This window comes from Streptomyces sp. NPDC034111 (genome assembly GCF_055575375.1).
In genome coordinates this window covers 323,412-348,553 of record NZ_JBVIST010000006.1, presented here as the reverse complement: position 1 = coordinate 348,553, position 25,142 = coordinate 323,412, and the positions used below count along the sequence as shown (strand labels likewise).

Genomic DNA, 25,142 nt, shown 5'->3' with positions numbered 1-25,142 from the left:
CCGCGGCCCGGCGGGGACGGGGGCTGGGTACGCACCAGCGAGCTGCGGCCGCTGCTCGCGGCAATGAACGCACTGCGCGACGGGGATTTCACCGCACGTGTGGAGAGCCATCCGGCCGGCGATGCCGCGGACGGTGTCCTGGCCGACATGGCCGGCGTCTTCCACCAGATCGTCGCCCGTAACGCCCATCTCACCTCCGAGCTACAGCGGGTCCGCCGCGAGATCATCCGCGAGGGCCGGCTGGACGAGCGGATCTCCGCGAGCCCGGGCCAGGGGGCCTGGACCACCAACATCGAGGCGGCCAACACCTTCCTCGAAGCGCTGGTGATCCCGCTCGCCAAGGCCACCCGGGTGCTGGACGCGGTGGCCGACGGTGATCTGACCCGGCATGTCGATCTGCACGACGGCAACCGCGAGCTCCGCGGCGATCTGCGCCGCCTGGGCAGCGGGGTGAACCGCATGGTCGACCAGCTCTCCCTGTTCACCGGCGAGGTCACCCGGGTCGCCCGCGAGGTCGGCACCGAGGGCCGGCTGGGCGGCCGGGCCAAGGTCAGCGGGCTCTCCGGCGACTGGCTCCATGTGACCGAGGCGGTCAACACCATGGCGTCGCGGCTGACGGCGCAGGTGCGGGACATCGCCGTGGTCACCACGGCGGTGGCGCGCGGCGATCTGACCCAGCAGGTGACGGTCGAGGCCACCGGGGAGCTGCTGGAGCTGAAGCTGACCGTCAACAAGATGGTCGACCAGCTGCGGGCGTTCGCCGATGAGGTCACCAGGGTGGCCCGCGAGGTCGGCACCGAAGGCCAGCTGGGCGGACGCGCCCAGGTCAGGGGCGTCTCCGGGGTCTGGAAAGACCTCACGGACAACGTCAACTTCATGGCGTCCAACCTGACCTGGCAGGTCCGTAATATCGCGCAGGTGACCACGGCGGTGGCCAACGGCGATCTGAGCCAGAAGATCACCGTGGATGCCCGGGGCGAGATCCTGGAGCTGAAGTCGACGATCAACACCATGGTCGACCAGCTCTCCGCCTTCGCCGACGAGGTCACCCGGGTCGCCCGCGAGGTCGGCACCGAAGGCCAGCTGGGCGGACGCGCCCAGGTCAGGGGCGTCTCCGGGGTCTGGAAAGACCTCACGGAGAGCGTCAACTTCATGGCGGACAACCTGACGTCCCAGGTCCGCAACATCGCCCAGGTCGCCACCGCGGTCGCGGAGGGCGACCTCGGCAAGACGATCACCGTCGAGGCGAAGGGCGAGATCCTGGAGGTGAAGTCGACCATCAACACCATGGTCGACCAGCTCTCCGCCTTCGCCGACGAGGTCACCCGCGTCGCCCGCGAGGTCGGCACCGAAGGCAACCTGGGCGGTCAGGCACAGGTCAGAGGCGTCTCCGGGGTCTGGAAGGACCTCACCGACAACGTCAACTTCATGGCGCTCAACCTGACCTCGCAGGTCCGCAACATCGCCCAGGTCACCACGGCGGTGGCCAACGGCGATCTGTCGAAGAAGATCGACGTCGACGCCCGCGGCGAGATCCTGGAGCTGAAGGACACCGTCAACACCATGGTCCAGCAGCTACGGGCGTTCGCGGACGAGGTCACCAGGGTGGCCCGCGAGGTCGGCACCGAGGGCCGGCTCGGCGGGCGCGCCCAGGTCCATGGCGTGTCCGGCGTCTGGAAGGACCTCACCGACAACGTCAACTTCATGGCGGACAACCTGACGTCCCAGGTCCGCAACATCGCCCAGGTCGCCACCGCGGTCGCGAAGGGCGACCTGTCCAAGAAGATCGACGTCGACGCCCGCGGCGAGATCCTCGAACTCAAGACGACCATCAACACGATGGTCGACACCCTCTCCTCGTTCTCCTCCGAGGTCACCCGCGTCGCCCGCGAGGTCGGCAGCGAGGGCCAACTGGGCGGCCAGGCCCGGGTCGAGGGCGTCTACGGCACCTGGAAGCGGCTGACCACCAGCGTCAACGAGCTGGCGCTGAACCTGACCACACAGGTCCGTGCGATCGCCGAGGTGGCCAGCGCGGTCACCCAGGGCGATATGTCCGGCTCGATCACCGTGGACGCCCAGGGCGAGGTCGCCGCCCTGAAGAACAACATCAACCTGATGGTCGCCAACCTCCGCGAGACCACCCGCGCCAAGGACTGGCTGGAGTCCAACCTGGCCCGTATCGCCAGTCTGATGCAGGGCCACCGCGATCTGGTCGAGGTCGCCGATCTGATCCTGCGCGAGCTGACGCCGCTGGTGAATGCGCAGTTCGGCGCGTTCTTCCTGGCGGAGGCGGGCGCCGAGCCCGGCGAGGGGCTGGAGCTGATCGCCGGTTACGGCACCGGCCAGCCCGAAGGCCGCCGTTCGCTGCCGCGGCTGCGGCTGGGCACCCCCGGCTGGGGTCTGATCACCCAGGCCGCCATGGAGAAGAAGCGCATCGTCGTCGACGCCGTACCGCCCGACTACATCACCATCAGCTCGGGCCTCGGCGCCGCCGCGCCCGCCAGCATCGCCATCCTCCCGATCCTCTTCGAGGACCAGGTCCTGGGCGTCATCGAGCTGGCTTCGTTCAGCCGCTTCAGCGAGGTCCACCTCGCCTTCATCGACCAGTTCGTCAACACCATCGGCGTCTCCATCAACACCATCATCGCCAACGCCCGTACGGAGTCGCTGCTTTCGGAATCCCAGCGGCTGACCGCCGAACTCCGCCAGCGCTCCGACGAGCTCCAGCTCACCAACGCCGAGCTGGAGGAGAAGGCGGCCCTGCTCGCCACGTCCTCCCAGTACAAGTCCGAATTCCTGGCGAACATGTCGCACGAGCTGCGCACCCCGCTGAATTCCCTGCTGGTGCTCTCCCGGCTGCTCGCCGACAACCCCGACGACCGGCTCTCCCCGCAGGAGGTGGAGTTCGCCGTCACCATCCACCGCGCCGGCTCCGATCTCCTCCAGCTGATCAACGACATCCTCGACCTGTCGAAGATCGAGGCGGGCCGGATGGATGTGCACCCCAAGCCGCTGCCGCTCATCAAACTCCTCGACTACGTCCGCGCGACCTTCAAGCCGCTCACCGTCGACCGCGGCCTCACCTTCGACATCAAGGTGGACGACGGTGTCCCCGAGGAGCTCTTCTCCGACGAACAGCGCCTTCAGCAGATCCTGCGCAACCTGCTGTCCAACGCGGTGAAGTTCACCACCTCCGGCGGCGTCGAACTCCATGTCCGGCGCCTGCCGGGCTCCCGGTTCGAGGAGGAATCCCTGCGCACCGCCGACGATGTCATCGCGCTCTCCGTGAAGGACACCGGTATCGGCATCCCGGCGGAGAAACTCGAGGGCATCTTCGAGGCGTTCCAGCAGTCCGACGGCACCACCAACCGCAAGTACGGCGGCACCGGCCTCGGACTGTCGATCAGCCGCGACATGGCCGCGCTGCTCGGCGGCCGGATCACCGCCGAGAGCGAGCCCGACGTCGGCTCCACCTTCACGCTGTACGTGCCCGCGCGCTACACCGCCCCGCTCCCCACGCCCGGCCCCACCTCCGCGGCCCACCCGGCGGACAGCGCCGCCCAGCCCTCCCCCGGGGCCGCCGCGGCACCCCGCCCCGCCCCGGCCGACCGCCGCACGGTCAAGACCGCCCCGTCCGGCCAGGGCCCGCCGAGCGGCGATGTCTTCGCCGCCCGCGAGGAGCAGGAGTTGGTGCCCGGTACGGGAACCCGCGCCGCCGACGGCGGCGATGTCACCTGGCCGGAGACCACCCGGCTCAAGGACTGGCTCAGCGGACGGCAGGGCCAGGTGCTGGCCAACCGCCGGATCCTCGTCGTCGACGACGACATCCGCAATGTCTTCGCGCTCACGCATGTGCTCGGACGGGTCGGGATCCATGTGAAGTACGCGGAGAACGGCCGCGAGGGACTGGAGGTCCTCGACCGGACACCTGACGTCTCCCTGGTGCTGATGGACATCATGATGCCGGAAATGGATGGTTACGAGATGATCAAGGCGATCCGGCAAACCCCTCGTTTCGCGGACCTGCCGGTGATCGCGCTCACCGCGAAGGCCATGCCGGGCGACCGGGACAACGCGATCGAGAGCGGGGCCAGCGACTACATCCCCAAACCGGTGGACGTGGACCGGCTGCTGTCCGTGATCTGCCGTCTCCTCGACCCGGAGCACGCCCCCGCAGAGCCGCACTCCGACAACACCGACACCTCCGACACCTCCGACGAGGACGGTTCAGCTGCGGGTTCAGGTGCCGGTACCGGCGTCGGCGGCGACGCCCCCGGAACGGCGGGGCAGCAGTGATGGCGACCTCGTCCGACGCCCCCGCCATCCTCATCGTCGACGACATGGAGGAGAACCTCGTCGCCCTCGAAGCGGTCCTCGGCTCCCTCTCCCCCCACGTCGTCCGCGCCCGCTCCGGCGAAGAGGCCCTCAAGGCCATGCTCCGCGAGGAGTTCGCCGTGGTCCTCATGGACGTCCTGATGCCAGGCATGAACGGTTTCGAGACGGCAGCCAACATCAAGGGCCTGGACCAGACGAAGGATGTGCCGATCATCCTGCTGACCGGCGCCTCGGTCGACCCCAACTACGCCTACCGCGGCTACACGGTCGGCGCCGCCGACTTCCTCATCAAGCCGTTCGACCCCTGGCTGCTGCGCACCAAGGTGAACGTCTTCCTCGAACTGCACCGCAAGAACCATCAACTCGCCTCGCAGGCCGAACAGTTGAAGCGACTGCTGTCCTCCGAGAGCCGCCCGGAGGACGAGCCGGAGGCCGCCACCCCTGCCCGGGCCGCGCCCACGGCTCCCACGCCTCAGCAGTCGCAGGAGTACGAGGAGCCACCCGCCGCACCGGCCGAACGGCCGCCCGCGTCCGATGAGCACATCGCCGCCCCGCCGGCCCCCGAAGCCGGCGAAGCCGCCCGCCTGGCAGAGATCGCCGGTCAACTCGCCGAGCTGGAACTCCTTCTCCGCGACGCCAAGGGCACCGGCCAGACGAACCTCGCCGACCGCATCGCCGAACTGGAACACGCGGTGGGCAGGCTGATGGTGAGCCGGGGGACATAGGCCAAGGCCTCCCCGGACGCACAGGGTGGTGGCCCGCTGCCGCGAGGCGGCCGCCCGACGACACCCGGCCCGACCGCTCCCCAGTCCCCGGTCAGTCGCGGTCCGGACGTCCCCGGCCGCCCCGGAACCGGCCGCGTCCCGGGCGTTCCGGCGGGCGGGGGATGAACGGCAGACGGTCCCGTGTCGCGCCCGTACGGCTCCAGGCCCGGCTCAGCGCCGGCCGGACATGGGTGAGCTCGGTCCGTGGCGCCCGGGCCTCCTCGAACTCACCCGGGTCCTGCCCGGCGACCGCCATCAGGTCCAGCAGCATCCGCTCCGCCAGGTCCGGCTCCAGCTGGACCCCCACCCCCTCGGAGCCCCAGCGCAGTACGAGCTCCGCGGCCCGGGTCAGCCCTTCGTCGGTGGCGGTGGGGAACGCCAGGGCGAGCGACGCCCGGACGATCTCCACTGCGCTCTCGGCCTGCATCAAACGCCGTCCTCTCCCCCAACGCCCCGTGCTCCGCGGCCCATTGCCCCGTCAGCCCCGTCACGGCTTCCGGGCGATACACACCACGCACAGCCCCACCAGCGCCGCCGGCCGCAGATGGATGAGCGTCGCGTCCTGTGCCTGGCGCAGGCACTCGTGCCGGTCGAGCTTGGCGAACTGCTGGGTGCTCATCGTGTCCCTGATGATGACTTCCCAGTGGTCCTGCGCCTTGACCCAGTCGTTGCGATGGGCGATGCGCACAAAGGCATCCACGAAGACCTGCTCCGCCGGCGTCCCGTGGAAGTAGGACCCTATGTAGTCGATCCGGGAGGGCGGTCTGAGCCTGGCTCCCATGCCGCGTCGCTGGAACAGGGTGCTGGTCGAGATCGACTTCACGCTCTGGATGCGGGTGGCGATCACATGACCGGCCACACCACCGATGACCGCAGGTACGGCCAGCCAGCCGATGACCGAGGCCAGCCACAGCAGGGTGTGCTCCGGCGGATCGATGAGGGTGAACGTCCGGTACACCTCGCTGGGGCTCGCCGCCCGGGCGGCGAAGACGTACAGCACGGTGATGCCCGCGGCGAACGGCAGTCCCCAGTCGATGATCCACTGGGTCAGCCCGGCCAGCGCCTTCCTGGAGCGCCACAGCCTCCGCAGCTTCCCCACATGGCGTACCGGCGGCAGCGCCAGATCCATGGGGATGGGGATCGGGTTGTGCAACGACGCCCCCCGTTCGTCTCACTCCCGCAACCAGGTTCCACCCGGCCACGGCACTCACCCACCTGGGACGAGCATATGTGTGACGGCCCGGCCGCCGGGCCCAATTCCCATGACGGGGCGGGTGGTTGGCGACGGGGCACCCGGGCCCGCGGGTCGCCGCCCGGAGCGCAGGCACGGGTTCAGCGCCACAGCCGCCCGGGTGGCAGGCGGCTGTTTTCGGCGTGCGGGCCTTGCCGCCTCGTCAGGCGGGGCCGGCCGGGTCCCAGGTGACCGGGAGGCGGTGCACGCCGTAGATGTTCATGTTGGTGCGCAGGGGCACCTCCTCCGGGTCGACGGCCAGGCGCAGGGTGGGGAACCGGGCGAACAGGGCGGGGAGGGCGACCTTCATCTCCACGCGGGCCAGTTGCTGGCCCAGGCACTGGTGAACGCCGTGGCCGAAGCCGAGGTGGCCGGTGGCCTTGCGGCGGAGGTCGAGGGTGTCGGGGTCGGGGAACCTCTCCGGGTCGCGGTTGGCCGCCTCCAGGGAGAGCGTCACCGACTCGCCCGCCTTGATCAACTGCCCGTCCAGTTCGACGTCCTCCAGCGCCGAGCGCACGGTGGTGTGGGCCACCGTCAGATAGCGCATCAGCTCCTCGACGGCCCCGTCGGCGAGGTCCGGGTCGCCGCGCAGGGCGGCGGCCTGCTCGGGGTGGCGCAGCAGGGCGAACGTGCCGTGCGCGAGCATATTGGCGGTGGTGTCGAGGCCGGCGGCGAGCAGGAAGCCGCCGAGGCCGGCCAGTTCCTCATCGGTGAGGTCGCTGTCCCGGGCCAGATCGCTGAGCAGATCGTCGGCGGGTTCGGCGCGCTTGGTGAGGACCAGTCCGTGCAGGTACTCCTGCAACCCGGTGAGCGCCGCGTACCGGTCCTCCGGGGCCGCATCCATGCTCATCAGGGTGACCGTGTACCGGTGGAAGGTCTCGCGGTCGGCGTACGGCACCCCCAGCAGCTCGCAGATCATCAGCGCGGGGAGGGGCTGGGCGAACGCCTCCACCAGGTCCACCTCCGGGCCCCGCCGCTCCATGGCGTCCAGGTATTCCGTGGTGATCTGCTCGACGCGTTCGGTGAGCTGACGCATTCGGCGGACGGTGAACTTGCCCATGAGCAACCGCCGGTAGCGGGTGTGCTCGGGTGCGTCCAATCCGATCATGTCGCCGACCGGCGCCGGCGGCAGTTCACCCTCGGGGCCGCCGGGGAACGGGTAGTGCATCAGCTCGTAGCGTGCGCTGAAACGGGAGTCGGCCAATAACGCCCGGCTCACGGAGTGGCCGGTCGCCAGCCAGCCCAGGTGCCCGTCCGGGTAGCGCATCCGGCTGAGCGGACGCTGCGCACGCAGCTCCGCCAGGCCCTGGGGCGGGTCGAACGGGCAGCCCGCGGGGCGGGCCGTCGGGAGCACGGCGGCTTCCTGGGAGTCGGCGGGTGTCGACGGTTCGTGGTGCAGATGCATGGTGTCCTCCGGTCGTACGAAGTGACGTGCGGGCAGGGTGAGATGCGGGCACGGTGAAGTGCGGGCACGGCGAGGTAGGGGCCCGGCGCAGTACGGGCCCGCCGAGGCTGTCGTCGTGGGTGCCGGCGTGGTGCGCGGTCAGGAGCGGCGGACGACGATGTCGCCGAGGGCGGTGCGGGCGCGCACCTCGACGGTCTCGTCGGACGCTTCGGGCCCCTCGGCCGCGCCGAGGGAGTTGCGCACACTGCCGAGCCGGGTGTTCACATCGAGCCAGGCGGCGGTGGACTCCCGGATGCCGACCTCGATTTCGCCGACGGCTGCCTCCAGCACCACCTGGCCGCGCGCGACCTCACCGACCCGGAGGGCCCCGTTGGCGGACCTGGCGTTGACCCCGGCATGCGCGACGCCGACGGAGATCAGACCGTTGGCGGCATTCGCCCGCAGGTCGCCGTGGACCTCACCGATCACGGTCTCGCCGTTGCCGTTCTTGACGGTTGCCGCGCCGGCGATCTCGCCGAGGTCGATCCGGCCCGCCGCCGCGACCTCGGCGTCCCCCGCGACCCGGTCCACGCTGATGTTTCCGTGGTCGGTCCGCAGGTTCACCGATCCCGCCTCGTCGATCTGGACGGCGCCGACCGAGGTCTTGATCCGGCAATCGCCGAACCGGCCTTCGCAGGTGAAGTCCCCCACGGGTGAGGTGCCCTGAACGTCCGAGCCGGCCGGCAGTTCGATGCGCACCTCGATCGATCCGTTCCTGCCGAACAGGGAACGCTTCTTGGGCCCCTTGACCAGCAACTGGCCGTTGGAGAAGGTCACTTTGGTCTGCTGCGCGGCCCGCACATCGGCGTCCTCGGCGCTGTTGCCCGGCAGCACCTCGACGACGGTGTTCGTGCGCTTGCTCGCGGTGATCCGGGCGTCACCGACGTCGAATTCGAGGGTGACGGAGATCGGTTCGGGAGTATCGAAATCAGGCATGGCTGTGCCGTCCTCTTGACTGTGGTCTGCGTTCCCGCTGGTGGAGCGGGTGTGGAGGGAAGTGATGAAGCTGCGGGTGCGGCTGGGTGCGGCTGGGTGCAGCTGAGTGAAGGTGCGGGGAGAGCGTCGGGGGTGGCCGGTCCGGCCTAACGGACCCAGCCCGTATAGCCCTGCTGTCCCCGGGCGCGCTTACCGGGAGTTGGCCGGGCGACGCGCTCACCCGGTTCCAGCGCGGTGGCGACGGCCCGTACCAGCCAGGCGTTGACGGACAGGCCCTCGCGGCCCGCGGCGTCCTCGACCCGGGCCTTGAGGTGGGCGGGGAGCCGGAGGTTGATCCGCGCCGTACCGCCCTCCTCTCCGTCCGAGGGCGGGGGCGCCGGGGCAGCCGGTGCGGCACTGCGCACGCTCGGCGGCTCTTCGGCCTCCTCGTACTCCAGGCTCGGCGGCGGAACCACCACGAACTCGGGGTCGATCCCGCGCAGCCGTACGTCGACGGAGCCCGGCGCCAGATCGCGGGTGATCTCGCCCACCGCGGCGGAGAGGGCGTTCAGCAGCGTGAGCCGGGCGGCCGACTCCAAGGGTGTGGTGAGTCGTTCGGCCAGCGCGCGGGCTTCCTCTCCGCCCGCCTCGGCGGCGACCGCGAGCTCGTGCCGGAGATTGTCGACGTACGGCGTGAGGTCCATGACGCCATCATGGCATCACAGTGGCACCACCGCAAGGCCAATCCGACACCACGTGGCATCGCCTGGCATCAGGATGACGTTTTCGCAGATCAGACGTGGCGCCACGCAGGACAGGCATGGCGGCAGGGAAGTCATGGGGCTGCTCGGTGACGACCTGGACCGCCACGAGCAGGGTGTCGGGTGCTAGGCGATCATCGCCAGCTCCGGGTCCTCCCGGAGCTTGGCCAGGGCACGGGAGACGGCGCTCTTGACCGTGCCGATCGAGACCTCCATGACCTCGGCGGTCTGGGCCTCGCTGAGGTCCTCGTAGTACCTGAGGACGACCATGGCCCGCTGGCGGGCGGGCAGCCGCATCACGGCCCGCCACATCGCATCGCGCAGGCCCTGTAGTTCGGCCGGGTCGGGTACCGGCATCGGGTCCGGCTCGGGGAGCTCGTCGACGGCGAACTCCTCGACCTTGCGCTTGCGCCACTGGGAGGTACGGGTGTTGATCAGCGCGCGGCGGACGTAGCCGTCCAGGGCACGGTGGTCCTCGATGCGCTCCCAGGCCATGTAGGTCTTGGTCAGCGCCGTCTGGAGCAGGTCCTCGGCGTCGTTCGGGTTGGCGGACAGCGACCGCGCGGCGCGCAGCAGGACCGGCCCCCGGGCCCGTACATAGGAGGAGAACGACGGGAACACAGCGGCGGTCGAAGCGCTTGTGCACACTGGCGTGGTCATGGGCTCCACGCTAGAAGCGAGGGCGGGTAGCGGGGATCGCCCCAAGGTGCCGAAGCGCCATCCCCCTCAAGTTGTACGGGTGGGGTCGCCTCCACCTCCTCAGGGGGGATGGGCGGGAACGCGCCGCCCCTAAGGGCGTTGCCCGAACGCCGGTCACCGGTCCACCCCCAGAATCAGCCCGGACGTTGGGACCCCCGTCCCCGCCGTGACCAGTACATGGGCGGCGTCCGGGGCCTGGTTCACGGAGGTGCCGCGGAGCTGGCGGACGGCCTCGGCGATGCCGTTCATGCCGTGGAGGTAGGCCTCGCCGAGCTGGCCGCCGTGGGTGTTGAGCGGGAGGGTGTCCGCGGTGACGAAGCCGGCGGCCTCGCCGGGCGCGCAGAAGCCGAACTCCTCCAGCTGCATGAGCACGAAGGGGGTGAAGTGGTCGTAGAGGATGGCGACATCGATATCGGCGGGGGTGAGCGCGGAGGTGCGCCAGAGCTGGCGGGCCACCACGTTCATCTCCGGGAGGCCGGTCAGCTCGTCGCGGTAGAAGCTGGTCATCTGCTCCTGGGCCCGGCCGGCGCCCTGTGCCGCGGCGATGATCAGGGCGGGCGGCTGCCGTAGACCGCGGGCGCGTTCCGCCGAGGTGACCACCAGCGCCTGGCCGCCGTCGGTTTCCTGGCAGCAGTCGAGGAGGCGCAGCGGCTCGACGATCCAGCGGGAGGCCGCGTGATCGGCGAGGGTGATCGGCCGGCCGTAGAAGTGCGCGGCCGGGTTGCGGGCCGCGTACCGGCGTCCGGTGACCGCGACCGGCCCGAAGGCGTCCGGGGTCAGGCCGTAGGTGTGGAGGTAGCGCTGGGCGGCCATGGCGACCCAGGAGGCGGGGGTGAGCAGACCGAAGGGGAGCACCCAGCCCATTGCCGCGCCCTCCGCGGAGGGTTCGCGCTGCTGCACCCCGGAGCCGAAGCGGCGGCCGGAGCGCTCGTTGAAGGCGCGGTAGCAGACGACCACCTCCGCGATGCCGGTGGCGACGGCCAGGGCTGCCTGCTGGACGGTGGCGCAGGCCGCGCCGCCCCCGTAGTGGACACGGGAGAAGAAGGACAGCTCGCCGATGCCCGCGGCCTGCGCGAGGGTGATCTCGGGGGTGGTGTCCATGGTGAAGGTGACCAGGCCGTCGACGTCGGCGGGGGTCAGCCCGGCGTCGTCGAGCGCGGTGTGGACGGCCTCGACGGCGAGCTTCAGTTCGCTGCGGCCGGAGTCCTTGGAGAACTCGGTCGCGCCGATGCCGGCGATCGCGGCCCGGCCGGAGAGGGTGTCGGGACGGGCCAGGCTCATACCGCGCCCTCCGGAAGGCCCGCCCCGTCGTCCGGGAGGCTTACGGTGACCGTTCCGGTGACGTGGTTGCCGAGGGCGTTCGCTCCCACGACCCGCACCACCGCCGTACCGTCCGCCACCTCGATGACCGTTCCGGTCAACCTCATGGTGTCTCCGGGGTAGTTGGGGACGCCCAGACGGATCGCGACCTTGCGCAGGGTGCAGCGCGGCCCGAAGTGGTCGGTGAGGTAGCGGCCGACCAGCCCGTTGGTGGTGAGGATGTTCATGAAGATGTCCGGGGAGCCCTTCTCCTTGGCCGCCTCGGCATCGTGGTGGACGTCCTGGTAGTCGCGGGAGGCGAGCGCCCCGGCGACGATCAGGGTGCGGGTGAGGGGGATCTCCAGGGGCGGCAGCTCGTCACCGGCCTTCATGCCCGGTCCTCCTTGACTGTCCGTTCGCTATCAAGTCACCGAGTTCTTCGAGGAGTTGAGCGCCACAGCCGAGGTAGGCATCGAGTTGCCGGCCCCACAGGAAGTGCCGGTGGACGGGGTGGCCGAGGTCGGCGCCGAGCCCGCCGTGCAGATGCTGGCCGGTGTGCACCACACGCTTGCCCGCCTCGGACGCCCACCAGGCGGCGGTCAGCGCATGTTCGGCGCAGGGCAGCCCCTGGTCGTACCGCCAGGCCGCCTCGTAGGCGGTGACCCGTATCGCCTCGGTGTCCATGTACGCGTCGGCGGCGCGCAGGAGGACGGCCTGGTTGCTGGAGAGCGGGCGGCCGAACTGTTCGCGGGTGGTGGTGTGCGCAACGGCACGCGCCAACGAGCCGGCGCAGACACCGGCTTGGAGGGCGGCGAACGCGATCCGGCTCGCGGCCAGCACCTCCTCGTACGCCCGCACGCTCCCGTCGCCGATCCGCTCGGCCCGCACCCCGTCGAGCACGAGCCGGCCGGCCGCCCACGGAGCGGTGAGTTCGACCGGCTCGACCTGCGCCTCGGCCACCGGAACCCACCACAGGGCCCGGTCCGCGTCCGCGACCACCACATGGGTGGCGTCGCGCAGCCAGGGCACCCAGCCCACCGTCCCGGTCAGCCGACCGTCCCCCGGCACCCGCGGCCCTTCCCCCGCCCCCGGGCCGGCTGCCGCCGCCGCCCGTACCGTCCCGGCCGACGGAGACGCGCCGGCCGGCGCGAGAACCCCGGTCGCCACCGTCGTCCCGTCCCGCAGACCGGGCAGCAGCCGCTCCCGCTGCGCCCCGGTACCGTGACCGGCGATCGCGAGCACGCCGTACGCACAGGTGGCGGCCAACGGCACCTGCGCGGTCGTCCTCCCCTGCTCCTCCAGTACCAGCGCGAGCCCCAGCAGACCGATGTCCTCGACGGCCGCCGGCAGCCCCGCCGTACACAGGGCCTGCCACAGCTCGGTGTCCGTCCCGCTCCCGGCCGCCGCGAGCCGGTCGGGGGTGGCGAGATCGCCGAAGATCCGCGCGGCGAGCTCCGCGGCCGCCGACTGCCCCTCCGTGGGCGTGAAGTCCATCTCAGCCCGCCCCGCCCTCGTCCACGCGGAACACCGGCAGCTCCCACTCCTCGTCCACCCGCAGGAACGCGAGCCGTACGGGCATCCCGATCCGCACCTCCCCGCAGGGCACGCCGAGCACATTGCTGACCATCCGCACACCCTCGGCCAGTTCGATCAGCCCCACTGCGTACGGCGGGTCGAAGGCGGGGAACGGCGGATGGTGCATCACCACGTACGAATGGACCGTCCCCGCGCCGCTCGCCTCGACGGTGTCCCATGCGGGCGACCCGCACGCACTGCACCCGGGCAGCCAGGGGAAGCGCAGCGTCCCGCACCCGCCGCAGCGCTGGATCAGCAGCCGGTGCTGCCGTACGCCCTCCCAGAACCCGGCGTTGTCCCGGTTGATCACCGGCCGCGGTCGCTCGGCCCGCGGCTTCCGGCGCGCCGGTGCGTACTTGAGGATCCGGAAGCGGTGCGTGCCCGCCGGCTCGCCGTCCGCCCGGATCTCCATCCGCGTCGTGACGAAGTACCCGGTCCCCAGCTTTGTGGTCTTGCGCTCCGACACCGACTCGATCACCGCGTCGAAGGTGATCCACTCGCCCGGGCGCAGCGGCCGCAGATACTCCTGCTCGCAGTCCGTGGCGACCACCGAGGTGTACCCGGCGTCGTCGAGCAGCGCGGAGAGCTCGTCGTACGCCGCCGAGCGGTCCGTGTGCCCCGACAGCCCGCCCATGGTCCAGGCCTGGAGCATCGTCGGCGGGGCGATGGCGTCCGGCCCCCGGTAGGCGGGGTTCGCATCGCCCATCGCCTCGCACCAGTGCCTGATCATGGGCGCATTGACCAGGTCCTTGCCGACGCCGGCGGTGGCGGTCGGCCGGCCTTCGTAGGCCTTCAGCTGCCGGTACAGCTCGCCCGGCCCGCCCGGATCACTTGGCTCACTTGGCTCACTCAGACCACTCGGACCACTCGGACCGCTCACCGCCGCCCCCTCCGCATCCCCAGTCGCATCGTCGCGACGAGCTCCTGCTGGACCTCGCTCACTCCGCCCCCGAAGGTGTTGATCTGCGCCGCGCGGTTCATCCGCTCCAGCTCGCCGTCCCCGAAGGCGCCGGGCGACCCGGCCCGTACGAGGGCGGCGTCGCCGGCCACCTCCTGGCACATCCGGTAGACCTCGACGGTGCTCTCGGTCCCGGCGAACTTCACGCCGCCGGCATCGCCGGGGCTGAGCGTGCCGGCCCCGACGTCGCCGACCAGCCGCCAGTTCAGCAGCCGGGTGGCGGCGAGCCTGGCGTGCGCCTCGGCGAGCCGGGACCGTACCCAGGGGCGGTCCGCCGGCCGCTCGCCGGTCCGCGGATCGGGCGTCCGGGCGTACCTCAGCGCCGCCTCGTAGGCGTCCTCGGCCTGCATCCCGATGGCCGCCAACGCGACCCGTTCATGGTTGAGTTGATGGGTGATCAGCCGCCAGCCGGCGTTCTCCTCGCCGACGAGGTTCCCGGCCGGGACGCGTACGCCGTCGTAGAAGGTGGCGGTGGTCATCAGCCCGCCGACGGTCTCGATCGGCGTCCAGGAGAAGCCGGGCGCGTCGGTGGGCACGAGGAGGATCGAAATGCCCTGGTGCTTGGGCGCGTCCGGGTCGGTGCGGCAGGCGAGCCAGATCCAGTCGGCCTGGTGGGCGTTGCTGGTGAAGGACTTGGCGCCATTGATCAGCCACTGGTCCCCCGAGGCGGCGGGCTGCCGCACCGCGCGGGTGCGGAGCGCCGCGAGGTCGGTACCGGCCTCCGGCTCCGTATAGCCGATCGCGAAGACCAGTTCGCCCTTGAGGATCCGCGGCAGGAAGAAGTCCTTCTGTCCCTCTGTGCCGTACTGCATGAGGGTCGGGCCGACGGTGTTGAGGGTGACCATCGAGACCGGGGCGCCGGCGCGGTACGCCTCGTCGAAGAAGACGAACTGTTCGCCGGGGCCGCGGCCCTGTCCTCCGTACGCGGTCGGCCAGCCCAGCCCCAGCAGCCCGTCGGCGCCGATCCGGCGCAGCACCGCGCGCTGCTCCGCGGGGTCCTCGACCGGCCCGTCCGGCAGCAACCTCCTGAAGTATGCGCGGAGTTCGGTGCGCAGCTGCTCCAGGCGCGGGGTGGGGGCGAGGTGCACGGCGGGCGGCCTCCCCTTCTGGTGGCCGTACGTCCACAGCGCCAGGGCGTGCGGGCATACGAACGAGCGAGCGGGTTTCTGACTGTCCGTCAGAAACCCGCTCGCTGTCAAGGCCGGCGCAATGAACCCCGGAGCAGCCCCACCGCTCCGTACGCCGACCCCGACACCTCACCCGCCGGCCGGCCGCCACTCCCCATGGCGGCGGGCCGGATCAGCCGAGGTTGTTCCCGAAGCTGATGGTGGTGTTGGTCTGCTCGATCTCCGTGGAGTCGGAGCCGTTCACGCTCGCGGTGTTGTTCTGGTTGGAGGCCCCGGCACCGTTGGCGACCTGCTGACCGTTGGTCGCGTTGCCTTGGTTGTCGCCGTCGATGACGACGCCCCCCTGACTCACCGCGGCAGAGCTGGAGCCGTTGTTCGCAAGGCCGCCGTTGTCGGCCTGCGCCACACCGGAGAGCAGCGCCACCGCGAAGGGCAGCACGGCGGAAACGGCGAGGGCGCGGGCAGTACGGGTGCTTGCCATGTCTCTTCCTCCTACGGAACACAACTTCTGGATCTGTTGTCTGCTGGACCCGACCTGCTGGACCTGCCTGCTCGATCTCGCTCGACCTTGATCCGGATTGCATGAACTCCGCTGGCTCATCGGGTAGTTGGCCGACGACCCGATGCCTTCGTCGACGTCGCGCCCTCAGGTTGCCCACCGGATCCCCGCCGAACCAGCCACCACGGGGCGATTCCCTCGCAAGCATGAGGAACCCCGGGTAAACCCCTGTCGGCCCCCCTGCCCGCCCCGCGCCCCGCCCGGCGCGGCCACATCCCCCCGGAGGCCTTCGCCCGCAAGGGCTACGCGCTTCCGCCCACCACCCCCGCACACCCCGGCGCGCAGTGCACCCCGCGCACGCCCCTCTTCCCTTCCTCGAACATTCGTACGAAAATGGAGCCATGGCCCCGCACCGACGCCATGCCGAAACACCGACCGCCGCCCGGCCCGAACCTCCCGCCGACGCCCACGCCGCCGCGCTGGCCCAGGCCCTGCTCGCCGCCGAGCGCGGCTTCCCGGTCATCCCGCTCACCCGCAGCAAACTCCCCGCCATCCGCTCCCCGCACCGCGGCCACCCGGAGGTCCCGCCCTGCCGCGGCGGCTGCGGCCGCCTCGGACACGGCGTCCATGACGCGAGCACGGACCCGTTCACGATCCGCCGGCTGTTCGCCGCCGCCCCCTGGGCGACCGGCTACGGCATCGCCTGCGGACGGCCCCCGCACCACCTCATCGGCCTCGACCTCGACACCAAGAACGGCGCCGACGGCCTCACCGCGCTCCGGTTCGTCGCCGAAGAGCACAGCTTCCCGATCCCGCCGACGGTCACCGTCCGCACCCCCAGCGGCGGCCGCCACCTCTGGCTCACCGGCCCGCCGTCTCCGCCCGTCCCCAATTCGGTCGGCCGGCTCGCCCCCGGCATCGACGTCCGCGGCACCGGCGGCTATCTCGTCGGCCCCGGCTCACTCACCACCCACGGCCGGTACGTCCTCGCCCCCGACACGCCGCCCCACCCCGCCGCCGTGCCCGAAGCCCTGCTCGCCCTCCTCACGGCCCCGCCCCCGTCCGCCCACCGCGAGCCCCCACCCGGCACCCCGCCCCAGCACGCCGCCGCCCTCGTACGTTTCGTACGCACCTCTCCGGACGGCCAGCGCAACGCCCGCCTCTTCTGGGCCGCTTGCCGCGCATACGAGTCGGGTCTGGGACGCGAGCTCGCCGAACGGCTCACGGAGGCCGCCTGCCACACCGGCCTGTCCGAACAGGAGGCCCGCGCAACGATCGCCTCGGCCGCACGCCACTGAGGCGGCCCACCGGGCGGACCACTGACGCCGGGCCATCGCCACCAAAATTCAGATGCCCCCACCACGCCCCCTCGCTACCCTCCCGACCATGTCTACGCCCCGGATCTCCTAGCTCGGAACCCCGCTTCCACGCCACCGGTGTGCCCACATCCACCGGCGCGCACCGCGTATCGCACCACGCCTCGCACCGTGCATTGCACCGCGCCTCGCACCTCGCACCTCGCACCGTCCGAAGCGCCCGATGCACCGGCCCCCGAGCTTCCGAGACTTCCCCTCTCCACTCTCCCTCCGGAGCGTTTTCCATGATCACCGCGCGCGGTGTCGACGTACGCGTCGGCGCCCGACTGCTGCTGTCCGACCTCTCCTTCCACATCGCCCCCGGCGACCGCATCGGCCTGGTGGGCCGCAACGGCGCCGGCAAGACCACCCTGTTGCACACGCTGACCGGGCAGCACCGCCCGGCCGCCGGGACCCTCACCCGCACCGGCTCCCTCGGCCACCTCGCTCAGGACCCCCGTACGGCCGACCCGCAGACCACCGTCACCGACCGGATCCTCTCCGCCCGCGGTCTGGACCGTGCCGTACAGGCCCTGCGGACCGCCGAGACCGCGATGGCCACGGCCGGCGGCCCCGCCGAGGAGCGGGCGGCGATGGCCGCATACGCCCGTGCGGAGGCCGAGTTCCAGGCGTGCGGCGGTTATCCGGCCGAGGCCGAGGCGGCCCGGATCGCCGCCGGCGTCGGGCTCCCGCCGCGCGTCATGGACCAGCCGGTCGGCACCCTCTCCGGCGGTCAGCGCCGCCGGGTCGAACTGGCCCGCATCCTCGCCGCCGACCACGACACCCTGCTGCTCGACGAGCCCACCAACCACCTCGACGCCGACTCGGTCGCCTGGCTGCGCGCCTTCCTGACGTCCCACCGGGGCGGCCTGGTCCTGATCAGCCATGACACCGACCTCCTGGCCGGCCTCGTCAACCGGGTCTTCCACCTGGACAGTCGGCGCGCCACGATCGACATCCACAACACCACCTGGCATGCCTACCTCGCCCAGCGCGCGGCCGACGAACGACGCCGCGCCCGCGAGCGCGCCAATGCGGAACGCAAGGCGGCCGCCCTGCGCACCCAGGCCGACAAGATGCGCTCCCACGTCGCCACCGCCGTCGCCGCGAAGAACATGGCGCGCCGCGCGGACCGCCTGCTGGCCGACCTGGAACCGGCCCGAAGGACGGAGAAGGTCGCCCGGATCCGGCTGCCCGAGCCCGCGCCCTGCGGCCGCACACCGCTCGGCGCCATCAGCCTGACCAAGGCGTACGGCGACCACCAGGTCCTCGACGGCGTCGACCTGGCCGTCGACCGGGGCAGCCGGCTGGTCGTCCTCGGCCTCAACGGCGCCGGCAAGACCACCCTGCTGCGGATCCTCGCCGGACAGGAGACCCCCGATTCCGGCCGTGTGGTGCCCGGCCACGGCCTGCGGCTGGGCTACTTCGCCCAGGAACACGACACCCTCGACCCGGCGTCCAGCGTCCGTCAGAACCTGTCCGCCGCCGCTCCCCACCTCACCGACGGCGAGGCCCGGCACGTCCTCGGTTCATTCCTCTTCACCGGCGACGACGCCGACAAGCCGGCCGGGGTGCTCTCCGGCGGCGAGAAGACCCGGCTGGCACTGGCCGGCCTGGTCCACTCGGGCGCGAACGTACTGCTCCTCGACGAACCCACCAACAACCTCGATCCGGCGTCCCGCGAAGAGGTACTGGCGGCGGTCGACGGCTATCCGGGCGCCCTCGTGATGGTCACCCACGACCCCGGCGCCGTCGAGGCCCTGCGCCCGGACCGCGTCCTCCTACTGCCGGACGGCACGGAGGACCTGTGGAGCACGGAACACGGGGACCTGGTGGGCCTGTCGTAAACGCCCGGCGGGCCCGTTCCCGGGCCCGCCGCCATACCTCCGCCCCAACCCCCATGAGAAACCGCCCTCTTGGGAGGAGCACCACCCACCGGCTCACCACCCACCGGCTCACCACCCACCGACTCACCGCTCGCTGGCTCACCACCCACCGGCTCACCATCCACCGGTTCACCGCTCGGCGGCGGGCTCCCCCACCACAAAGGTGAGCTCCGGCCGCGCCCACATCACCGCCGGCGGATTCGCCGGCACCGTCCCACTGGGCCGGGCGCCCATACTGCGGTAGAACCCCTCGGCGGGCGGATGCGAGACCACCCGTACGCTCCCGAACCCGGCGCGCCACGCCTCGCGCCGCATATGTTCGATCAGCCGGCGCCCGATGCCGTACCCCTGCACGTCATCGGCCACGAACATCAGATCCAACTCGGCCGGCTCCGCCACCAGCGCATAGAACCCCACCACCCGCTCCCCACCAACGCGGCCGTCACCACCCGCCTGCACCGCGACGAAAACCCGATGCGCCGCGATGTAGTCCGGCCCCACCCGGTACCCGGCGACCATCGCCGCGTACTGCCCCTCATACGCAGCCGAACCGCGCACCAGCCGAGTGAGCCGAGCCGCATCCCGTCCCTCGGCCCGCCGTATCACCACATCCCCGCGCCGGTTCACCGTTCCCGCCCGCCGAAAACCCACGGTGACACCTACCCACTTCCCGCACAGCTCCCCCGGCAACAAATCATTCCCCACAATACGCCCCACCACCCCGCCACATTTACGTCCCCGCCACGCACAGACATTGCGTGACGGGGACCTCACAATTTCCGCTTCTCCGGCCCGATTCAGTCCCGGTTCAGTCCCGATTCAGTCCGAACCCCACTCCTCGGGCGTCGGCGACGGAACACGTAGCCGATCCCAGGACTTCCGCCCCGGCCAGCCGTCCGCATCGGGCCCCGAGAAGCCCAATTGCTCCTGCCAGAGCGCATAAGCCTGCCGGTGCTTCTCGTTCCACCTGGGCCCGGGCCCGCTGAACCCGTAGGGCTCACCGCAGCCTTCGTCGACGAGCCGCAGCCCCATATGCAGAATGATCGGACTCTCCGGAGGCGGCAGACTGCTGAACCACTCCGCCCCGGGGAACGGCACCAAGTCCGGCCCTCCGGGCGCGGGCTCGCCCACCACTGCCTTGCCGACGATCAGTTTCTGCCCCACCCGGATGATGTTCGCGTCCGGAATGTTGTTCCAGATCTGAAGCTGCTTCACGGTCGTATGGAAGCGCGCAGCGATAGCGGTAAGCGTGTCGCCCGCCACCACGGTATAGAACTTGTCGCGTGTTCTCTGTTGAGTGCTCATGACACTTACGCTAGAAGCGATGACAGCCCCCCGCACGTTTTCGCAAATCCCCAGCGAAAACCCCCGACCGCACATTCGCTACGCCGCATTCTAACGCCGCCGCATGCCCCGCGCAGCCCAGAACAATTGAAAGACAATTTACGATAACGCCCAGAGAAAAACCCCGGCCCAAAGCCCCGCCCACACACAGAAGGGCCGCCCGCAAGCAAGAGCAGGACACCCCTTCCGAGCAGCTACGCAGCCGACCCTCTGCGGAGGCTGCGGCGGGATGCGAACCCACGGTGACGTTGCCGCCACGACAGCCGAAGCCCGCAGACTTACAGTCAGCCCGGACTGCGGAACGATCCTTGGTACTCCCGTATGCAGTCAGTCACCGTTGGGGCACCAGCGCCCGGCGGTGCGGGCGGCGCTGGTACCAGCGCACCCCACAGCAACAGGCCCGAAGCACCCTTGGAGCCCCTCCCCACAACATCAAGTGCGGGACAAGATCTGAGCCATTGTTATGCCGGCCCTGTGGTGGGCTGGCGGAGTTCATGGCTTACGTGAACTGGCCCACCGCCGCCAGCTGACCGTTACGTGCATGCCTGTTGCACTCCCGTCCGAGGGCTGTGGCTGACCTGAAGGTTGTGGCTGACCTGCGAGAGGGAAAGTCGGTCGTGATCGAAAAGGAGGACCCCGCCCAGGACCATGGGCCACGGGCGGCTCGACGAAGCTCTTCTGCGAGGCGCGAGTTCTCGACCTGAGCCTGGCTGATAGCGGTGGTTACCTCACTGGCTGTGTTAGTGCGCCGCGTTATCGTCACGAACGAGCCAGCACATCAGCTTTGGGGGGTTACACATTGGCAACTGTCAAGACGCTCGTGTGCTTAGCAAACTCGCGCAAGAATGCGGGTCGATGTGTGGCGGGCATGGTTGACGAGGGTTCAGGACAATGGATACGCCCAGTCAGCGCCCGCCGGAACCGTGAAGTATCCGAATATGAGCGGCAGTATGCTGACAGATCGGACCCGAGAGTCCTCGACATTATCGCCGTGCCACTTCTCCACCCTCAGGCACGCAGCTACCAGAGCGAAAACTGGCTCCTTGATCCCAATTACTATTGGGAGAAGACCGGCAGGGCCGAGTGGGACAAACTGCTCACGCTGGAACAGCGCCCAAAAACCTTATGGATCAACGGACATAGCACATATCACGGCAGCAACAACCGTGTCCCAATTGAACAAGCGCACACTTTACCGGACTCGCTCAAGCTCATTCGCGTTGACTGCGTAACATTACAGGTACACACCCCTGGTGCAGCGTTCGACGACAGGAGGCCGGTCGTGGACGCACACTTTCGCCATGCCGGATCCCCATACATACTGCGGCTTACCGATCCCGAGTATGAACAAACATACCTGGCCAAGCAGGAAGGGACCTACAAACTGAGCGAATCTTTCCTTACGGTGAGTCTCGGTGAACCGTACGAAGATTATGCTTACAAATTAGTGGCAGCCATCATCGAGCGAGCAAAGATTTAAGCAGGCAGCAAGCAATGACACTGAATACCGTGTTTACCGTCGGCCACTCCACGCACAGTGTTTCACATTTTCTAAGCCTACTTCACAAGCATGAAATCACGGCGGTCGCCGATGTGCGGTCGACACCCGCCAGTCGGTTCACCCCCCAGTTCAACCAAGATGCAGTGAAGCGTAGTTTGTGCGAGGTTGACATTAAGTACGTCTTCCTGGGCAAGGAACTCGGAGCACGTACGAAAGACGCTGCATGCTATGTCGACGGACAGGTACAGTACAGCCGTCTCGCCCGGACCGCGGATTTCGTCAGTGGCATCAACCGCGTACTGAAGGGTGCACAGAACGAGCGGATCGCAATCATGTGCACTGAACAAGAACCACTCGAATGCCATCGCTGCATCCTCGTCGCGCGAGTGCTCGAAGAACACGGGATCAGCATCGACCACATTCACGGCGACGGGCATATCGAGAGCCATACCATGGCAATGCGACGCTTGATGGCCCGTTTCGGGCTGGACCAGGCCGAACTATTCCGCACGCCGACCGAGCGCCTCCAGGAGGCTCTCAGCCGCCAGGAACACCGGATTGCGTACGTCAATGAGGAGCTTCGCATCAACGGGACGTCGGGAAAATGAAACTATACACAATCGGCTTCACAAAGAAGTCCGCGGAAAAGTTTTTCGGGCTATTGCGCAAAGCCGAGGTGACAACGCTGGTCGATGTCCGGCTGAACAACGTCTCACAATTGTCTGGCTTCGCCAAGCGCGATGACCTGAAGTACTTCCTCAGCGAGATTTGCGACGTGCAATACGCCCATCGTATCGATCTTGCGCCAACCCGGTCCATGCTCGACGACTACAAGAAGCGAGGAGCCAGCTGGACATCCTACGAAGAACGCTTCCTGGAATTAATGAAGAATCGCCACATTGAGAACACCGTCCCACAGGAACTACTCAACAACGCAGTCCTGCTTTGCAGCGAAGATAATGCGGGGCATTGTCATCGTCGCCTGGTTGCCGAATACATAGCGCAACAGTGGGGCGACGTCTCGATCGAGCATCTGGCATAAGGCCCATACCCCGCAAACGGTGCGTGCCTACTCGTGCATGTCCCTCGCTCAGGGTGAAAGCGCAAACAATGCCCCCGAAACCACAGCGCGGCCGTGCTCTCTCGAAACCCTGGCCCGCCGCTGGCCCGTACGTCCTGTTCAGCGCCGGGATACAGGCGAACCGGGGTGAGACAGGACGGACGCAGAAGGGGTGCCCCACCGAAGCGGGGCACCCCTTCTGACCAGCTAAGTCGCTGACCTCTGCGGAGGCTGTGGGATTTGAACCCACGGTGACGTTGCCGCCACGACAGTTTTCAAGACAAGGCCCGTGGTCGAAGCGATGCGGCTTCTGACCTGCTCCGTCAAGCTCACGCAAGGCAGTACGGCCCCTGCCCGTCCACGTCTCGTCCACGGACGGCCATAGAAGCAGTCCCTTGGCGAAGTGGTTCGTGGGTCAGAGGATGCCGAGCTCCGTGTCGGGCCGACACGACCGTGCCTCTCGCTGGCGTGAGTCCTCATCCATACCTGTACATGCATCGGCCGCGACGCGCCCTGGCCAATACGCGACTCCAGAGACCGGAACATTGATCGCGTGCATCGAGCGGTTATAAAATAACCGCCATGCTCACACCTGAGGAAGCTTCCTTCATCACCACAGCCACCGAGGGCCTTGCCACCCCCTTATACGAGGCTCTTGATCACGGCTACACCGCCGCCCACGGCCACTATGACGATTCCGGCATGACTGGCGAGGGCTACACCAAGGGGCGCACCGACCTTGCCCGGGACCATACGCGCCGCTTCATCGAGCGCCGTTACGCGGAGCACCTTGACCTGGGCGGATGGGAGCCGACCAGGAGTTCCAGTGGGCGTCTACACCTGCGCAGCGGGATGATGACGCTGCGACTTCTGCACGCCACGCCGTACGACATGATCCCGGCACCGGGTCGCAACAAGGCTCGGATCAGCTACTACTACAATCGAACGGTCGATCTATTCGGAGTCGAGGCCAGCAACCTCCTCGCCGTGTGGCTCTCCCCTCCGGAGGAGGGCGGAGAGATCTCCGTGCGCATCGTTCGCCCGATCGGTGAGTGGAAGCCGGGTCGACCCCCGAAGTTCGACCTCGATTTCGAGCTCCCCAGGAACACTGAGTCGTTCACGGACTGGGAGTTCGTACCAGACGACAAGGGCCTGGCACTGCCCTTCGAGTTTGAAGAAGACCAGCGCGAAGAGGGTGAAGGAAGTGGCACGTGATCCAGCTGAGCGCATTCGAACCCTGAGGCTCCTCATGGGGCTCACCCAGGGGGAGCTCGCGCAGGCTGCTGGTGTGTCACAACCACTGATCTCGCAGATCCAAAAGGGGATCAAGCCCGTCAGCAACGACGTGCTCGTGCGCATCGCCGAGGCGACCGGCACGCCTATGTCGTTCTTCGACGTCGACCCCGCTGACCTCCCTGCCGACACACTGATGTTCCGGAAGAAGGCCAGCGCGTTGGCCAAGGAGGTCGCGCGGGTAGAAGCGACAGTCAGGGAGGCATACCGAGTTTCCGTACGCCTCATGGCCGATACCAAGGTGCGCCGGACCTCTCTTCCTCGGGCAGAGGGAGACGTCACCTCTGACGACATCGAGGACCTCGCCATGCAGACCCGCGCAGCGCTGGGCATCGGCTCTGATGGGGTGATCGGGCATGTCATTCGTGCCTGCGAGCGCGCAGGCGTTCCAGTTGTTCCTCTCATGCTGGTGGACTCCCAGGGGCAGGGAGAAGACATCGTGGTGGGGCATTCCGGCGCCTCCTGCTGGCGGGGGACATCCGAGCCAGCAATGATCAGCTATTTTTCTGCCGGGAGCGGAGACCGGCAGAGATTCACGACGGCTCACGAGCTGGGGCACTTGGTTCTCCATCCCGCACGCCGTAACGGACTGGACGCCAAACGTGCGGAGAGTGAGGCGCACCGATTCGCTGGCGCGTTCCTGCTGCCGCGGCAACGCGCGGAAGAAGCGTTCACCGGCCCCCTGATGCTGAGGGAGTTCGCCGCGCTCAAAAAGCGGTGGGGCATCTCGATCCAGGCCCTCATCAACCGTGCCTACGATCTCGGGCACATTGACCAAGCCCGCCGAGAAAGTCTCTACAAGCAACTCGGTGCCCGGGGATGGAGGACGAACGAGCCTGTTGTCGTCCACCCGGAGCAGCCGAGCCTGATGAGGGCGATGCTGGGCCGCAAGTACGGCGAACCGCCTTCCCTGCTTCAGGCTTCCGAAGAACTGGGGCTGCACCCTGTGCTCATGAGGTCCCTGGCACCAGACATCGCGATCGACCCAGCGCCACGTGCGGTGGCCAATGTCATCAGTCTCGGTGACCGCCGCCGCCGGAACTCCCGCCTCCAAGCTCTCTAGTCGCTGGCCGGCTTCCGGCCGCACACGATCTGA

General features: G+C 69.1%; 23 protein-coding genes. 9 read left to right on the top strand and 14 right to left on the bottom strand.

Annotated features, from left to right (window positions below; genetic code table 11):
* Nucleotides 1-63: 63 nt before the first annotated feature.
* Both ACZ55A_RS18025 and ACZ55A_RS18020 read left to right on the top strand, forming a co-directional pair.
* Nucleotides 64-4,296, top strand: a complete 4,233-nt coding sequence (locus tag ACZ55A_RS18025) for a HAMP domain-containing protein (RefSeq protein ID WP_468840893.1) — start codon at nucleotides 64-66, stop codon at nucleotides 4,294-4,296.
* On the top strand, nucleotides 4,296-5,060 hold the full coding sequence (locus ACZ55A_RS18020) for a response regulator (protein ID WP_468840791.1): 765 nt from the start codon (nucleotides 4,296-4,298) through the stop codon (nucleotides 5,058-5,060). The genes ACZ55A_RS18025 and ACZ55A_RS18020 overlap by 1 nt, the downstream gene beginning before the upstream one ends.
* A 91-nt stretch (nucleotides 5,061-5,151) precedes the next feature.
* On the opposite strand, the gene ACZ55A_RS18015 is transcribed toward ACZ55A_RS18020, so the two are convergent.
* The 12 genes from ACZ55A_RS18015 to ACZ55A_RS17960 all read right to left on the bottom strand — a co-directional run bounded on the left by ACZ55A_RS18015 (nucleotide 5,152) and on the right by ACZ55A_RS17960 (nucleotide 15,589).
* Nucleotides 5,152-5,526: a hypothetical protein gene (locus ACZ55A_RS18015; protein WP_468840789.1), complete on the bottom strand. Its 375-nt coding sequence runs from the start codon at nucleotides 5,524-5,526 to the stop codon at nucleotides 5,152-5,154.
* A 60-nt stretch (nucleotides 5,527-5,586) separates the two neighbouring features.
* Entirely contained in the window at nucleotides 5,587-6,252 is a 666-nt protein-coding gene (locus ACZ55A_RS18010) for a DUF6313 family protein (RefSeq protein WP_468840787.1), read from the bottom strand.
* A gap of 241 nt (nucleotides 6,253-6,493) precedes the next feature.
* Nucleotides 6,494-7,735: a cytochrome P450 gene (locus ACZ55A_RS18005; protein WP_468840785.1), complete on the bottom strand. Its 1,242-nt coding sequence runs from the start codon at nucleotides 7,733-7,735 to the stop codon at nucleotides 6,494-6,496.
* Between the two features lie 138 nt (nucleotides 7,736-7,873).
* The gene (locus tag ACZ55A_RS18000; protein WP_468840783.1) at nucleotides 7,874-8,710 is read right to left on the bottom strand and encodes a DUF4097 family beta strand repeat-containing protein; all 837 of its coding nucleotides are present in this window, start codon (nucleotides 8,708-8,710) and stop codon (nucleotides 7,874-7,876) included.
* Between the two features lie 146 nt (nucleotides 8,711-8,856).
* Nucleotides 8,857-9,393: a hypothetical protein gene (locus tag ACZ55A_RS17995; protein ID WP_468840781.1), complete on the bottom strand. Its 537-nt coding sequence runs from the start codon at nucleotides 9,391-9,393 to the stop codon at nucleotides 8,857-8,859.
* A 183-nt stretch (nucleotides 9,394-9,576) separates the two neighbouring features.
* On the bottom strand, nucleotides 9,577-10,110 hold the full coding sequence (locus ACZ55A_RS17990; RefSeq protein WP_468840779.1) for a SigE family RNA polymerase sigma factor: 534 nt from the start codon (nucleotides 10,108-10,110) through the stop codon (nucleotides 9,577-9,579).
* A gap of 153 nt (nucleotides 10,111-10,263) precedes the next feature.
* On the bottom strand, nucleotides 10,264-11,430 hold the full coding sequence (locus ACZ55A_RS17985) for a lipid-transfer protein (protein WP_468840777.1): 1,167 nt from the start codon (nucleotides 11,428-11,430) through the stop codon (nucleotides 10,264-10,266).
* Nucleotides 11,427-11,840, bottom strand: a complete 414-nt coding sequence (locus ACZ55A_RS17980; protein WP_468840775.1) for a MaoC family dehydratase — start codon at nucleotides 11,838-11,840, stop codon at nucleotides 11,427-11,429. Before ACZ55A_RS17980 ends, ACZ55A_RS17985 begins: the two co-directional genes overlap by 4 nt.
* Nucleotides 11,827-12,942, bottom strand: coding sequence for an acyl-CoA dehydrogenase family protein (locus ACZ55A_RS17975; protein ID WP_468840773.1), 1,116 nt, complete (start codon nucleotides 12,940-12,942; stop codon nucleotides 11,827-11,829). Before ACZ55A_RS17975 ends, ACZ55A_RS17980 begins: the two co-directional genes overlap by 14 nt.
* A 1-nt stretch (nucleotide 12,943) precedes the next feature.
* Nucleotides 12,944-13,876, bottom strand: a complete 933-nt coding sequence (locus tag ACZ55A_RS17970; RefSeq protein WP_468840891.1) for a bifunctional MaoC family dehydratase N-terminal/OB-fold nucleic acid binding domain-containing protein — start codon at nucleotides 13,874-13,876, stop codon at nucleotides 12,944-12,946.
* A 23-nt stretch (nucleotides 13,877-13,899) separates the two neighbouring features.
* Entirely contained in the window at nucleotides 13,900-15,069 is a 1,170-nt protein-coding gene (locus ACZ55A_RS17965; RefSeq protein ID WP_468840771.1) for an acyl-CoA dehydrogenase family protein, read from the bottom strand.
* A gap of 211 nt (nucleotides 15,070-15,280) precedes the next feature.
* Nucleotides 15,281-15,589 (bottom strand): hypothetical protein, encoded by a 309-nt coding sequence (locus ACZ55A_RS17960; protein WP_468840769.1) that lies wholly within the window; start codon nucleotides 15,587-15,589, stop codon nucleotides 15,281-15,283.
* A gap of 419 nt (nucleotides 15,590-16,008) precedes the next feature.
* Between ACZ55A_RS17960 and ACZ55A_RS17955 the strand changes: the two genes are divergently transcribed.
* Together ACZ55A_RS17955 and ACZ55A_RS17950 are read left to right on the top strand one after the other, a co-directional pair.
* On the top strand, nucleotides 16,009-16,905 hold the full coding sequence (locus ACZ55A_RS17955) for a bifunctional DNA primase/polymerase (RefSeq protein ID WP_468840767.1): 897 nt from the start codon (nucleotides 16,009-16,011) through the stop codon (nucleotides 16,903-16,905).
* 302 nt (nucleotides 16,906-17,207) lie between these two features.
* Nucleotides 17,208-18,809, top strand: a complete 1,602-nt coding sequence (locus ACZ55A_RS17950) for an ABC-F family ATP-binding cassette domain-containing protein (protein WP_468840765.1) — start codon at nucleotides 17,208-17,210, stop codon at nucleotides 18,807-18,809.
* 168 nt (nucleotides 18,810-18,977) lie between these two features.
* Here ACZ55A_RS17950 and ACZ55A_RS17945 read toward each other — a convergent pair whose 3' ends face one another.
* Nucleotides 18,978-19,457: a GNAT family N-acetyltransferase gene (locus ACZ55A_RS17945; protein WP_468840889.1), complete on the bottom strand. Its 480-nt coding sequence runs from the start codon at nucleotides 19,455-19,457 to the stop codon at nucleotides 18,978-18,980.
* Nucleotides 19,458-19,667: 210 nt separating this feature from the next.
* The gene (locus ACZ55A_RS17940) at nucleotides 19,668-20,153 is read right to left on the bottom strand and encodes a peptidoglycan-binding protein (protein ID WP_468840763.1); all 486 of its coding nucleotides are present in this window, start codon (nucleotides 20,151-20,153) and stop codon (nucleotides 19,668-19,670) included.
* An 859-nt stretch (nucleotides 20,154-21,012) separates the two neighbouring features.
* On the opposite strand from ACZ55A_RS17940, the gene ACZ55A_RS17935 reads away from it, so the two are divergent.
* From ACZ55A_RS17935 to ACZ55A_RS17915, 5 genes are all read left to right on the top strand, one after another.
* Nucleotides 21,013-21,672, top strand: coding sequence for a dual OB domain-containing protein (locus ACZ55A_RS17935; protein ID WP_468840887.1), 660 nt, complete (start codon nucleotides 21,013-21,015; stop codon nucleotides 21,670-21,672).
* 14 nt (nucleotides 21,673-21,686) lie between these two features.
* On the top strand, nucleotides 21,687-22,301 hold the full coding sequence (locus ACZ55A_RS17930) for a DUF488 domain-containing protein (protein ID WP_468840761.1): 615 nt from the start codon (nucleotides 21,687-21,689) through the stop codon (nucleotides 22,299-22,301).
* On the top strand, nucleotides 22,298-22,735 hold the full coding sequence (locus tag ACZ55A_RS17925) for a DUF488 domain-containing protein (protein ID WP_468840759.1): 438 nt from the start codon (nucleotides 22,298-22,300) through the stop codon (nucleotides 22,733-22,735). The genes ACZ55A_RS17930 and ACZ55A_RS17925 overlap by 4 nt, the downstream gene beginning before the upstream one ends.
* 600 nt (nucleotides 22,736-23,335) lie before the next feature.
* Entirely contained in the window at nucleotides 23,336-23,968 is a 633-nt protein-coding gene (locus tag ACZ55A_RS17920) for a hypothetical protein (RefSeq protein WP_468840757.1), read from the top strand.
* Nucleotides 23,925-25,109, top strand: coding sequence for a helix-turn-helix domain-containing protein (locus ACZ55A_RS17915; RefSeq protein WP_468840755.1), 1,185 nt, complete (start codon nucleotides 23,925-23,927; stop codon nucleotides 25,107-25,109). Before ACZ55A_RS17920 ends, ACZ55A_RS17915 begins: the two co-directional genes overlap by 44 nt.
* Nucleotides 25,110-25,142 lie beyond the last annotated feature (33 nt).

Bases quoted from the DNA above. Each gene is read 5' to 3' on its own strand.
- ACZ55A_RS18025 (WP_468840893.1), top strand. From the start codon at position 64: ATGAACGCACTGCGCGACGGGGATTTCACCGCACGTGTGGAGAGCCAT.
- ACZ55A_RS18020 (WP_468840791.1), top strand. From the start codon at position 4,296: ATGGCGACCTCGTCCGACGCCCCCGCCATCCTCATCGTCGACGACATG.
- ACZ55A_RS18015 (WP_468840789.1), bottom strand. From the start codon at position 5,526: ATGCAGGCCGAGAGCGCAGTGGAGATCGTCCGGGCGTCGCTCGCCCTG.
- ACZ55A_RS18005 (WP_468840785.1), bottom strand. From the start codon at position 7,735: ATGCATCTGCACCACGAACCGTCGACACCCGCCGACTCCCAGGAAGCC.
- ACZ55A_RS18000 (WP_468840783.1), bottom strand. From the start codon at position 8,710: ATGCCTGATTTCGATACTCCCGAACCGATCTCCGTCACCCTCGAATTC.
- ACZ55A_RS17995 (WP_468840781.1), bottom strand. From the start codon at position 9,393: ATGGACCTCACGCCGTACGTCGACAATCTCCGGCACGAGCTCGCGGTC.
- ACZ55A_RS17990 (WP_468840779.1), bottom strand. From the start codon at position 10,110: ATGACCACGCCAGTGTGCACAAGCGCTTCGACCGCCGCTGTGTTCCCG.
- ACZ55A_RS17985 (WP_468840777.1), bottom strand. From the start codon at position 11,430: ATGAGCCTGGCCCGTCCCGACACCCTCTCCGGCCGGGCCGCGATCGCC.
- ACZ55A_RS17980 (WP_468840775.1), bottom strand. From the start codon at position 11,840: ATGAAGGCCGGTGACGAGCTGCCGCCCCTGGAGATCCCCCTCACCCGC.
- ACZ55A_RS17975 (WP_468840773.1), bottom strand. From the start codon at position 12,942: ATGGACTTCACGCCCACGGAGGGGCAGTCGGCGGCCGCGGAGCTCGCC.
- ACZ55A_RS17960 (WP_468840769.1), bottom strand. From the start codon at position 15,589: ATGGCAAGCACCCGTACTGCCCGCGCCCTCGCCGTTTCCGCCGTGCTG.
- ACZ55A_RS17955 (WP_468840767.1), top strand. From the start codon at position 16,009: ATGGCCCCGCACCGACGCCATGCCGAAACACCGACCGCCGCCCGGCCC.
- ACZ55A_RS17950 (WP_468840765.1), top strand. From the start codon at position 17,208: ATGATCACCGCGCGCGGTGTCGACGTACGCGTCGGCGCCCGACTGCTG.
- ACZ55A_RS17940 (WP_468840763.1), bottom strand. From the start codon at position 20,153: ATGAGCACTCAACAGAGAACACGCGACAAGTTCTATACCGTGGTGGCG.
- ACZ55A_RS17930 (WP_468840761.1), top strand. From the start codon at position 21,687: ATGACACTGAATACCGTGTTTACCGTCGGCCACTCCACGCACAGTGTT.
- ACZ55A_RS17925 (WP_468840759.1), top strand. From the start codon at position 22,298: ATGAAACTATACACAATCGGCTTCACAAAGAAGTCCGCGGAAAAGTTT.
- ACZ55A_RS17920 (WP_468840757.1), top strand. From the start codon at position 23,336: ATGCTCACACCTGAGGAAGCTTCCTTCATCACCACAGCCACCGAGGGC.